The organism is Methanosarcina sp. UBA411, from assembly GCF_002495725.1.
GTDB lineage: Archaea > Halobacteriota > Methanosarcinia > Methanosarcinales > Methanosarcinaceae > Methanosarcina.
On record NZ_DAGK01000010.1, the window covers coordinates 116,114 to 127,397 of the forward strand.

The 11,284-nt window shown below is 42.0% G+C and carries 11 protein-coding genes; 7 read left to right on the plus strand and 4 right to left on the minus strand.

Annotated elements, in window-relative coordinates; translation table 11 throughout:
* Nucleotides 1-33 precede the first annotated feature (33 nt).
* The gene (locus tag BP861_RS03445; RefSeq protein WP_292372593.1) at nucleotides 34-942 is read left to right on the plus strand and encodes a TIGR00269 family protein; all 909 of its coding nucleotides are present in this window, start codon (nucleotides 34-36) and stop codon (nucleotides 940-942) included.
* Nucleotides 943-972: 30 nt separating this feature from the next.
* On the opposite strand, the gene BP861_RS03450 is transcribed toward BP861_RS03445, so the two are convergent.
* A complete protein-coding gene (locus BP861_RS03450; protein ID WP_292372595.1) occupies nucleotides 973-1,779 on the minus strand; it encodes a hypothetical protein in 807 nt (268 codons plus the stop codon).
* Nucleotides 1,780-2,142: 363 nt separating this feature from the next.
* Between BP861_RS03450 and BP861_RS03455 the strand changes: the two genes are divergently transcribed.
* The gene (locus BP861_RS03455; protein ID WP_292372597.1) at nucleotides 2,143-2,652 is read left to right on the plus strand and encodes a 2-thiouracil desulfurase family protein; all 510 of its coding nucleotides are present in this window, start codon (nucleotides 2,143-2,145) and stop codon (nucleotides 2,650-2,652) included.
* A gap of 14 nt (nucleotides 2,653-2,666) precedes the next feature.
* Here the strand turns inward: BP861_RS03455 and BP861_RS03460 are convergent, their stop codons facing one another.
* The 3 genes from BP861_RS03460 to BP861_RS03470 all read right to left on the minus strand — a co-directional run bounded on the left by BP861_RS03460 (nucleotide 2,667) and on the right by BP861_RS03470 (nucleotide 4,733).
* Complete coding sequence (locus BP861_RS03460) at nucleotides 2,667-2,861, minus strand: hypothetical protein (RefSeq protein ID WP_292372599.1); 195 nt, start codon at nucleotides 2,859-2,861, stop codon at nucleotides 2,667-2,669.
* 217 nt (nucleotides 2,862-3,078) lie between these two features.
* The gene (mobA, locus tag BP861_RS03465; RefSeq protein WP_292372601.1) at nucleotides 3,079-3,777 is read right to left on the minus strand and encodes a molybdenum cofactor guanylyltransferase; all 699 of its coding nucleotides are present in this window, start codon (nucleotides 3,775-3,777) and stop codon (nucleotides 3,079-3,081) included.
* Between the two features lie 92 nt (nucleotides 3,778-3,869).
* Complete coding sequence (locus BP861_RS03470) at nucleotides 3,870-4,733, minus strand: molybdopterin synthase (protein WP_292372603.1); 864 nt, start codon at nucleotides 4,731-4,733, stop codon at nucleotides 3,870-3,872.
* A gap of 271 nt (nucleotides 4,734-5,004) precedes the next feature.
* Here BP861_RS03470 and radC point away from each other — a divergent pair, with 271 nt between their 5' ends.
* The 5 genes from radC to BP861_RS03495 form a co-directional block, all read left to right on the plus strand.
* The gene (gene radC, locus BP861_RS03475; RefSeq protein WP_292372605.1) at nucleotides 5,005-5,694 is read left to right on the plus strand and encodes a RadC family protein; all 690 of its coding nucleotides are present in this window, start codon (nucleotides 5,005-5,007) and stop codon (nucleotides 5,692-5,694) included.
* Nucleotides 5,695-6,089: 395 nt separating this feature from the next.
* A complete protein-coding gene (gene mmp11 / locus BP861_RS03480; RefSeq protein WP_292372607.1) occupies nucleotides 6,090-7,001 on the plus strand; it encodes a methanogenesis marker protein 11 in 912 nt (303 codons plus the stop codon).
* A 143-nt stretch (nucleotides 7,002-7,144) separates the two neighbouring features.
* On the plus strand, nucleotides 7,145-8,905 hold the full coding sequence (locus tag BP861_RS03485; RefSeq protein ID WP_292372608.1) for an indolepyruvate ferredoxin oxidoreductase subunit alpha: 1,761 nt from the start codon (nucleotides 7,145-7,147) through the stop codon (nucleotides 8,903-8,905).
* A 352-nt stretch (nucleotides 8,906-9,257) separates the two neighbouring features.
* The gene (locus BP861_RS03490) at nucleotides 9,258-9,422 is read left to right on the plus strand and encodes a hypothetical protein (RefSeq protein WP_292372610.1); all 165 of its coding nucleotides are present in this window, start codon (nucleotides 9,258-9,260) and stop codon (nucleotides 9,420-9,422) included.
* Between the two features lie 552 nt (nucleotides 9,423-9,974).
* Nucleotides 9,975-11,284, plus strand: a 1,310-nt coding sequence (locus BP861_RS03495; RefSeq protein WP_292372612.1) for a DUF3160 domain-containing protein, incomplete at its 3' end; no start/stop codon positions are given.

The window sequence follows — 11,284 nt, forward strand, 5'->3', positions numbered from 1 at the left end:
ATTTTCAGGCAATTGATAGAAAAAAGGATTCAAATGACAATCAGATGCAAAAAATGCAATCATGAAGCCATCATTTTTCAGAAATATTCCGGAATGCACCTTTGCAAGAAGCATTTTGTAGAAGATGTCGAGAGGAAAATCAAACTGACAATCCGAAAAGAGTACAGCATCTGTAAAAATGATGTAGTAGCTGTTGCCCTGAGTGGGGGTAAGGACAGCTCGGTTGCCCTCTATGTAGTGCATAAAATTCTGGGGAACAGGCCGGACATTGAAATCGTTGCAATTTCAGTAGACGAAGGAATACAAGGATATCGTCCCCATTCTCTCGAAGTTGCAAAAAGTCTCACTAAGATGCTTGGAGTGCGGCATATAATAAAATCCTTCAAAGAGGTACACGGAGTAACTATGGATGAGCTGGCTGCAATGGACCGGGAAAAAGGCGCATGCAGCTACTGCGGCGTCCTCAGGAAAAACGTCCTCAATAAGGCTGCGCTTGAAATCGGGGCAACAAAACTTGTCACAGGGCATAACCTAGATGATGAAGCCCAGACAATTCTTCTCAATCACTTCAGGGGAGATATGGAGCGCATGGTCAGGCTTGCTCCGCCTGCAGCTATTGAAGGTCTTGTCTTGCGGGCAAAACCTCTGAGGAAAATTCCTGAAAAAGAAGTGGCACTCTACGCCCTTGTAAATTCCCTTCCTGTGGACTTCAGTGAATGCCCGTATGCAGGAGAAGCCCTGCGGGGGGAGATAAGGGAGCTTCTGAATAATTTTGAGGCAAACCATCCGGGAACCAAATATTCCCTGCTCAGGGGCTTTGACAAGCTTGCAGGAGCGCTTGCAAAGGAGATGCCACCGGCAAAAATTGGAAAATGCAGGATTTGCGGGGAAACATGCACCGAAGATGTGTGCCAGGCCTGCAAATTGCTCGGCCGGGCTTAAAAATAAAATAGTAGCTTCTAAGAAGCCCTTTTAGAAGCTATCTGGGTCAGAAAGCAGATATGAAGGATCATAGAGCTTTCCTCCTTTCCTGGTAAGGTAGAGGCGCGTCCACAGGACAGCGGTGAGAGGCTCCAGGATCACAATCGGAACTAGAGATGCAATTGCTGCGAACATGATGCTTCCCGAGCCTGCAAATTCGCTGACAAAACTATTAATTAAAGCTAGCCCAATAGTGATTATCCAGATAAAGAATACGTCAAGCTTATTATTAGTAAAGAAACGAAAGCCTTCACTCAAAGCCTCAAGGGGCCCAAGCTCGTCTATTACAAGGGCATATCTACTGAGGGAAAGTACAAGATTGAGAATTATTATATAAGCCGTCCAGAGGATGACTCCTATGGCGAGCGCGGCCACGCCATTTACCGAGGCTTCTGGATTTTCTATAAGCGTACTCATATCCCCTACTGCAAAGGCTCCGGGCACTATAAATATTATTCCTACAAGCAGGAGTAGGGTAATCAGCAGGAATGTCAGGAAAAGCCTGAATGTATTTTTTGAACCCGAAACCAGCATATCATAGAACCCGGCATCTCCGGTTTCGGAGGCCTTTTTTGCCATCCCTATCGCTCCTGCTGTGAAAAAGGACTGTACGAACGTCGCAAATAGGTAAAATCCAAGAATCAAAACTAAGGACAGTCCGAGATTCTCAGAAAACCCTTTCCACACCATGGTAACAATTTCCTCTTCGGAAAGAGTAGCAGGATCTATTATACTTCCGGTGCTTGAAGTAAAGAGCAGAATGCCTATCAAGCCGAAGAAAAGGAAATAAAGAATCATATTGATAAGAAAATTAAGGATGAACGGAATACAGATATTTAAATTTCTAATCCAGCTGTTGAATCCTTTGTTAAGTATTGTTCCAAAATCTTCATACATGTGCCGTGACCTTCCAATTATAAGAGCAATGCTCTTGCATTTCTCTTGCAAATATACCTGACATACCGCAAAAATATAGCTGGTATGCAGGCTCACAGATACTATTTTCGAATACATATGCGGAAGATAAATATAAAATCTCTTATTTTCATAAAGACCAATACTCATGTAAGTATCAGGTTAATATTAATTTAATATTGGAGTTAAACGAAAAGTGAATATGTGTATTAGCAGGTGAATAAAAGGCGATATTATGGTGACTGTATGAAAAAGCTGGAAACTTACGAATGTTTTCAGGTTCCCGAAAAACCCTCGGCAGGCGACGATAAACACGAAGTTCTGGTTATAAGCCACTGCTTGCTTAATCCTCTTGTAAGGGTAAAAGGAGTAAAACCAGTCCAACCTATCGATACGCAGGGTGCGAATGTTATCCAGCTCCCCTGCCCTGAAGCAATGTTTTTCGGCATGAGCCGCCGGGAAATTACTAAAGACCAGCTCGACCACCCAGCCTACAGGCGCTTTTGCAGAGAAATCTTTACCCATTTTGCAGACCTGCTCGAAGATCTTGCAGCAAACGGTGTAAAAATAAAAATCCTCGGCGTCCCGAAAAGTCCCTCCTGCGGCGTGGATATAACCAGCATTGGTGGAGAGCCAGGCAAGGTAAAAGAATTCCATCACAGGCATGCACCGGGACCTGGGGTGTTTATGGAAGAAGTTATAAAAGAGCTTAAAAAGAGGAATGTAAAGTTTGAGATAGAGGATGCGGGAAAGTAAAAAACTAAGAAATTTTATGACCGCCGCTTTTTCCTCTTTAAATATAATCTGATCATTTCGTTAATGTTCGGCCCTACACCACAAATATTGGGGTTTAGCGTGATACTTCTATTGATTTTTTCCAGTAGAGAATCTTCTACATCTGATTCCGATTCAATTTTTTGTATATTTTGAAGTATCTTCAGGATTTCTTTTTCATTCATTTCCATATGATACCGCGTTAAGTAAAAATAATCGAAAACTCAATAAGCTTTTGAAATTACCGTCAATAAAGCTTTATTAAGCAAATGATAACTGATTTTAAAAATAAGAGATGCTGTTGTCGAAATAACTTTCGATTTTAAGATGTAGGCTAAGAAAGCCGCGCAATATACGGGACAGAAATGACAGAGAAAAACATTCTGGTTTTTAGTCAATAGAATTTGATCAACAACTGTTGATCGAATTTTGTTTCAGTTTCTCATTTTTATCAGAAGAACCTATAATAAATTCCATATCTTCAACCGTATTGATATTCGCAAAAGTTCTTAACTCAGGATCAATTTCACGAATTTCCGAAATCTCAACAAAAACCACATCCTTCATTTCAAAAACCGGCGTAAGTACTGAGCGTTTTCCTTTCTTAAAGGCTTTCTCGATTTCAGAAATCATTTTTTTTGAATAAACTGCATGCAGAGGCTCGAACCTTCCATCTTCCCATTTTGGAAGGGCAGCATCATGTCCGCTTGCTTTCTTAAACAGCAGGTTTACAACTTCGGGGTTTACAAAAGGCATATCTCCGGCGCACACAAAAGAGTATTCTGATCTAGATTCAAGCAGTCCCGCCCGGATGCCTTCAAGAGGGCCGGCGTCTTCCAGAGTATCAAAACAGAAAAGAATTTTACGAGCAGGGAATTTTTCAAGCACAGGTCTGAACTTTTTTTCCTGGTTTTTGTCCCGGACCGAGAGAATAACCTCGTCCACAACCCGAAAAAGGCTTTCAAGCAGGCGCTCAAGAATTGTTTTTCCTTCAAATTCGAGAAGGGCTTTTTCGACCATGCCCATCCGCCTGCCCCTGCCACCCGCCAGCACGACTGCACTTTTGAATTTTATTTGTTCTCTTTCTGGTTCTGTTTTTTCGCCCATTTGATCATTTCCGGGACTTTATGGTTTAGGTTTAACTTTCGTTTTTCCTTTCTGCTTACCTGCATTTTTTTCTTTCGGCTTGTCTTTAGACTTCATGCCTGCTTTTTATCTTGCTCTTTATCGTGAACCCAGAATTCCTCTTTTTCCGTGAATTCCTTTTTCCAAATTGGAGCTTCAGACTTTATACGTTCTATAGCTTCGCTGAGAGCAGGGAAAAGTTCTGTCCTGTGCGCAGATGCGATAACAATGTATACTATATCTTCTCCGGCTTTGATAACGCCTGTTTTGTGGTGGATCAGGACTTCAAGGATGCCTTCTTTTTGTTTGAGTTCTTCCCGGATCAGATCAAGGACTTTTGAAGCTTTTGGCTCGTACTTTTCGAATTCGAGCCTGGAAGTTCTCTCTTCTTCGGCCAGCTCGCGAACGATGCCTGTAAAGGTGCCGATTGCGCCTGCTTTTCGGATGACAGGGTTTTTTCTGGCTTTCTTTATAAGAGCTTCCAGTGTATAGCGGTCAGGCTGAGCAAGGGAGAGTCCTACAAGGGAAGCTATAAGCTCTTCGTGCATATCAATGTCTGCCGGCATCCTGAAAACAACGTTGGAAACGTTAGGAAGGTTACCAATCACAATTTTCGGAAGATTGCTTTCCTTAAACCCTTCTACCACAGCAAAATCGAGCCCCTGGTCGCAAAGCAGGTCAAGCGCGTCTTCAAGGTTCAAATTCCTGGAAAAGCTGACAACTTCAGTGCCTATCGCTTCTGTGCCCGTTATTCCTATTACCATATCAGCCCCGGCATCAAAGTGCCTGCCTGTATCGGTCTCTGCTGGATTGAGACGCTGCTCACCCATATGTTTTATAGTGCCTACTGTCCCGAACCCGGAAAGATTCCGAACAAGGGCTGAAACTACGGATGTCTTACCCGATTTTTTATACCCGACAACTGAAATGACTTTCATCAAAGAGCGTTATGGACTTTCCGGTATAAGTAAGGGTCGGCACTTTCGTGCCTCTCATATTTATATATCTCTTATTCATTTTACAGAATGTTTTGTGAAGATTCAAATATTGAGACTTCAATATTATCTAGTAAGAGTTAGGTACCTTCAAAATCTTAGTTTTATAGCAAATTTGTTTTTATAGAATTTTCTACATGAGTTTACTGTCTGTTAATCGAAAAAAGACAGAAAAAACGGGAAAGAAGGAAAGATGGGAAAAAGGGGGTCAATTATGGAAATTAATAATGTCAGGATTCATGATATTCCTGAAGAGGAACGCCCAAGGGAAAGGCTTATTCGAAATGGGCCGGAATCGCTTTCTAACGCAGAACTGCTGGGAATAATCCTGAGGACAGGGTCAAAAGAAGAGAATGTTGTCAGCCTGTCAAACCGGATACTCTCAAAATATAGCATCAAGCAGCTCAGTCTTACAAATGTCTCAAGGCTTATGCAGGAAAATGGAGTTGGAAAGGCAAAAGCTGCCCAGATAGCTGCGGTTTTCGAACTTGCCCGCCGACTTGAGACTTTTGTGGAAGAGCCAAAAAGGAAAATCTGCTCCCCAAAAGATGTATACACGCTCATGTATCCTAAAATGCGTGAACAAAAAAAAGAAAAATTTATAACGCTTTGTCTTGATACAAAAAACCAGATCCTGAAAGAAGAAGTAGTATCTATCGGCAGCTTAAACGCGAGCATCGTTCATCCGCGTGAGGTTTTCAAGTCTGCTCTTATGGAATCATCAGCATCGGTAATTATGGTACATAATCACCCTTCAGGGGATCCAAGCCCAAGCCGAGAGGACATAATGGTCACCAAGAAAATAGTCGAAGGAGGAAAACTCCTTGGAATTGACGTGCTTGACCATATTATTATTGGAGATGGCAGATATGTAAGCCTCAAGGATGAAGGCTTTGTAAGGTAAAAATGTGAATCCGAACTCCTATAGAAGAGAACTTTTTACCTGAATACTCTTAGCCATATCTGCCCGCTTAGAATAGTGTCTTTCACGGATTACAGTCTTCTGTCGAATATGACTTTATTGACCAAAGCCTGCCGAAAATTTACTTTCAAGGATTATAGTCAAATATGATTAATAATTTGTATTCAGCCTGATCACCTGTAAAATCCACTTTAATAACTTACTAAAATTACGATATCTATATATATCTATAAGAAATGGGCTTTTCGATCAAACAAATTTCCCTCCCTGTTTCTATTTCCCTTAAAAAGGAGGTTTTCTGAATTACAAAACATATAAACGCCTGTGCACTGGACAGCAGAGACATTAAGGAAGTAATCCTGGATGATCCCTATACTGTGCCTTATAAGGGCATTTATGCTATCTGTGACGCGGCAAATGAGTATGCGGAGATAATTGAGCACTCCAACTGTTATAGCGGGGCCTCTTGGTCCCTTTACCATTACGCAAAAGCACCCCTTGTCCTGAAAGCCCATTCAACCGGAAATATGATCCGTTATTTAATGAAAACCGGGACTTCAGAGCTCGAACTTAAACCTTCCGTCGCAGCTGCAGGTATTGAATCCGTGATCGTGCAGGGGGATGAAGTAGAAATCACCTATGCCGGGTTAGGAGGCGGAGGTGTGGGCGCAACACGGTGCAGGGCATTTGCAGACGGAATTCTTCGCTACAAGATTTCCGAGTCAGGAGGCGAGAAATGCGCAAGGGGGACGATTACAGTTCCACGCAGGAACCGCGTCCTCATAGGTATAGATGATACCGACTCAAAAGAAATCGGAGCTACCTGGACTCTGACTCACAATATTGCAAAGGAACTGGACTGCCAGGAAGCCGTTTATCTTTCCCATGCTCTTGTCCAGCTTTTTCCGGTTCCAGAAAAGACCCAGAACTGCATGTCCACAGTGCTTGAATTTGGCTGTGTAGATGAAAAAGCAAAATCAAGGCTTGTAGACAATTTCAAAAAAGCACTTAAGAAATATACTGCTTCATCCCAAACCGGAATGGTTGTCCTTTCGGATTTCTATGCAAAAGGACTATACAAGTACAGCAACCGCTGTCGGACTGAAAGGATTTCGAAAGCCGAGGCTTTGCAATGTGCAATCGAAAACGGTGTGGAAGTCCTTCTTGACGGCAACGGAGTAATAGGTGCACTTGCCTCTCTCCCCTGGTTCGGAAGGCCTGAGGAGTCCATAATTCCTGGTACTGAGATCAAGCCTCTTGCCATGGACAAGACTAAAAGTAACATTTAAGAAAAAGAAACCAGAAAGCAAGAACGCTGAAAAGAAGCTTCAAATTGAGATTTAAGTCATTAGAATCTTTGGTTACATGGAATCTCAAGTTATAAGAAATTTTGAATTCAGCATCCTTCAAATTCCAGCAGCGTGGGATCACTTTGAAAGAAGAAAAAGAAGCATCAAAATGTACCGGGTTTGAAGCCCTTTATCTTGCAGCTCTTGACAGTGATGTCAGCTTCATAACAGGTGTTCCCGGATATCCTGTTACCTCGCTTATGGAACTTTTTTTGAGAAAACCCGCGGAAGAAGAGCTTTTAAATGCCTCAAAAGCGAAGACGCTTGTCTCCGGATCAGCAACTTCCAAGATAGTGCTAGATTATAGTGCCAGATGGCTCACAAACGAGAAAGTTGCCCTTGAAACAGCTCTAGGGGCATCGGTTTCGGGCAGAAGGGCACTTGTGCTTGTAAAGCATGTGGGAATGAATCTGCTTTCAGACCCTCTTATAACCTCGGTCACACATACCATAGGAGCCGGCCTTGTAATAATTGCAGGTGATGATCCTGGCGCAAAGGGCTCTCAGAATGAACAAGACTCCCGCTGGTATGGCCGAATAGCAGAAATAGCTGTATTTGATCCTGCCTCTCCCGATACGGCATACAGGGCTCTAAGACGGGCTTATGAGCTTTCGGAAGAGACAAAGACGCCTGTTATTCTGAGGATCACTGCAGGCCTGGAAAGAAGTAAAGGAAATATAATACGCCTTCCAAAGTCTTCAGCTCCTCATCCTGAGTTCGACCGTGCAATCTGGAAAAATCGGATGGTGGAAAAACACCGACTTTTTCACTCCAGAACCTACCCTCTGCTGGAAGAGGAAGCTGAAAACACTGACCTTAACGTGGTAAAGAAAAGGACAGCCGGAAATACAGGGTACGGATTAAATTCGAGATATGGACATATAGGGATTATTTCCTCAGGCTTCACATCTTCGATCGTTGAAGAAATACTGAATACGCAGGAAGAGTTCCGCGCTGAGGTTTTTTATCCTGAAATCTCTCACCTGTCCCTTGGCCTTGTAAACCCTCTTCCCCTCAAAAAGATAAAGGCTTTTCTGAGGTCTAACCAGAAGGTACTCGTCGCCGAAGAGTCCGAGCCTTTTATAGAAGAACAGATCCGGATCATAGGCAACGTTTATGGGAAAAAGACAGGGCACCTCCCATACGGGCAGGTCAGGCATGAAGATATTGAATTCGCCCTTGAACACCTTGAAGACGAAATTTTAGAACCTGCAGATATTACTTCTCTCAAAGCCGCAAAGAAAAATAATAGGACCGGAATCTGCGACGATTGCGCGTACCTTCCCCTCTACCGTTTTCTCAACACTCTTGATGTGCGGGTTGCCGGCGACATGGGCTGTTCCGTCCGGAGCGCACCTGATCCCCTTGCGGCAGTCGATGTTAGCTTTGCTCTTGGCTCGGCAATCTCTGTTGCATGTGGCTTTGAGAAAAAGGGCATAGCCGTAATCGGAGATTTCGCCCTGGCACATTCGGGTATTCTCGGGCTTTTAAGTGCGGCGACTACAGGCTGCAATGTGCTTGTGCTTGTACTCCAAAATGAGGTTGCAGCCATGACTGGCGGACAGTCAGTCTCTGATCTCAGGAAAGTGGTTGAGGCAATAACCCTTGACGTTTCAGTCTTCGATATTGATACTAATGAGAAAGAAGCGCCAGATGACACTGGAAATATGACAGATGGAACTGAGAAAATGATGGATAAAACTGGAAATAAGAAGGAAGCAGGGCGTGAAATGGAAAAGCAAATATCAAATCCCAAACTTCCTGAATTGATCCAGGCAAAACTTGCGCTTCCCGGGCTTTCCGTAATATTCATAAAAGGGAAGTGCAGGAAATATCGATCATAAAATCTTTTGTATTTTATTTAAAGTTCCATATCCGCCTATCCAATTCCAAGATCAAAATATTTATAATCTCCCTCTGAAGATAGACCTGAAAATAAAACAGAATTATTTTCTAGCGTTTTTACAATATTTTTTGTCTTACCAACTATTAATATTCACACCGTGATATTTTTCTGGTTTATGCATCACTTTCTAATTATATTAATATTATTTTTACTGGATATATAAATAAAAAATCATATCAAAAAATTGATAATGAAGAAAAATCAATTAAGTTTAGGGAAAATTGTTGGGCGCTTTTCGGCGCTTTAACAGAAACTTAGAATTAATACTCAAAAGGTGTGAGGGGGAAAAATTGGAGAGAAAATTTCAGATTTTACTGACAATCGGAGCTTTATTGCTGGTAATGGGCTTGCTCCTGAATTTTACCAAAGACCCGCTTATATGGGGAACTGGGACTGTAACTGCACTATTCATGATTCTGCTTTTCAGGCTAGATCCTCTAAGTCCGAACGATTAATACGAAAAAGAAGAAAGGAGAAAACGAAGGAGAAAAGGGAGAAATAAAGGCTCTCTTTTCTTTGCCTAAATCTCAAAAATTTAATTATCAAGATTACAGCATTTTATCCATTCTGGAATTTTTCTTACTTTTTACATTTTACAGTTAGCTTCTATTTTGTCTGATTTTGATCCACATAATAACGCTTATGAATTAATTAACTGATTCTAAATAATTTTAAATATTTTTGTTGATAACTATATAAGAAAGTTAACCTTTAAAAGTTTTGACCCCTCTGGTCCTTATACGCTCCTTCAATCGCAAAACGGGAAAATTCTGAATAAATAATGGGAAATCTGAATAAATAATAGAAATATCTGTATCAATAAAAATGGAAAAATAAAAACCATTTTTCTCTCAAGCCTTTTTTAAAAGGCTTGAGAAATAAGGCGGAAAAAGTAAAATTCGCTTTTTCGCTCAAGCCTTTTTTAAAAAGGCTTGCAGTAAACCCCCCACCTTTCGGGCAGGCAGGCTCCGGTTCAATATAGAATCCAAAACTACCGGGATGAGATAATGAAGCATCGAAAAAAGATAGTTGTAACTAGCTTAATTCTTTTAATTGTTTTAGCTTCCCTACTTACAGAAGGATGCCTGGGGCAGGGTTCCGGGTTAAGCAGGGAAAACGGAACAGAAGTTAAAGGAGAAGTTGACACCCACGGACTCTCTCAAGAGGGCCGCCTTAAAACCGAAGAAGTAACTCTTTCAGGTTCAGAGGCAGGAACTTCCTACATTGCAGGAAATTACACGCTTGAGGCTCTTGATGTTGAGTTAAAAGTGCCTTCTTATGAGCTGCCCTTACAAAGTAACGAAATTTCGAACTATGGAGACTTTTCCGAGAAAATTTCCCTAGATGACTCAGCTCTTAAAATGCTGGAAAGCAATGGTTTTGTAGTAATCGAAAATCCTTACGGTTCCGCCGAAGAAGACATAACTAGAATGTATTCGACACTCAAAGACCAGGAAATTCCTGTTTTTATTACTACGGATTCCCTGCTGCATCTTTACCATATCCAGTTTGATGAGACTCTGCGCCAGATCGAAGAACAGGAGTTTTACGATACTCTCTGGAAGACCGACCTTGCCCTGCTAAATGCTTCTATCGAGAAGTATAACAGCGCTTCCGGGGACGAAAAGGAAGCTGCAAAAAGAAATGCAGCTTACTTCTCAGTTGCTTTGAGCCTTCTCCAGCCTAAACCTGCACAGATACAGGCAGCAGAAGAGGATCTTTATCAAGACGTGAAAGAAGTAGATCTTTATGAGGATATGGATAAAGAATCCCTTTTCCCTGGAGGTGCAGAAAAGCAATATCAGTTCGAAATTTCAAAATTCGTAAAAAAAGAGGTTGAAGCTGAACTTGCCCTTATCGAAGCCCACCAGGGTTTTGAACTTTCTCCTATTTTCAAATATCAGGAAGACTATTCCCAGTATGCCCCGCGAGGCCACTATACTCGTTCCGAAAAACTGCAAAACTATTTCAAGGCTTTTATGTGGCATGGCAGAATGAGCATGCTCTTGAAGGAGAAGCTGATTGAATCGGAAGATCCTGCAAAGGATGCCCGCATCCAGACTATCCAAGCAAGCCTGATCGCTTCCCAGCTCCAGAGTGAGCCTGAACTTCTTGAGAAATGGGACCGGATCTACGAGGTTACAGCTTTTTACGTAGGTTTTTCCGACGACCTTGGGCCCTATGAATATATGGAAGCTTTGGATTCGGTCTTTGGCAATGGAAAAAGGGAATTTAAAAATACAACAATTGAAGAACTCAAGGTTAAGCTTGCAGAGTTCCCGGGCCCGAAAATATATGGAGGTACCGGGAGATGTGT

Bases quoted from the DNA above. Each gene is read 5' to 3' on its own strand.
- mobA (WP_292372601.1), bottom strand. From the start codon at position 3,777: ATGGGCGAAAAAACAGAACCAGAAAGAGAACAAATAAAATTCAAAAGT.
- radC (WP_292372605.1), top strand. From the start codon at position 5,005: ATGGAAATTAATAATGTCAGGATTCATGATATTCCTGAAGAGGAACGC.
- BP861_RS03450 (WP_292372595.1), bottom strand. From the start codon at position 1,779: ATGATTCTTTATTTCCTTTTCTTCGGCTTGATAGGCATTCTGCTCTTT.
- BP861_RS03445 (WP_292372593.1), top strand. From the start codon at position 34: ATGACAATCAGATGCAAAAAATGCAATCATGAAGCCATCATTTTTCAG.
- BP861_RS03455 (WP_292372597.1), top strand. From the start codon at position 2,143: ATGAAAAAGCTGGAAACTTACGAATGTTTTCAGGTTCCCGAAAAACCC.
- BP861_RS03460 (WP_292372599.1), bottom strand. From the start codon at position 2,861: ATGGAAATGAATGAAAAAGAAATCCTGAAGATACTTCAAAATATACAA.
- BP861_RS03470 (WP_292372603.1), bottom strand. From the start codon at position 4,733: ATGAAAGTCATTTCAGTTGTCGGGTATAAAAAATCGGGTAAGACATCC.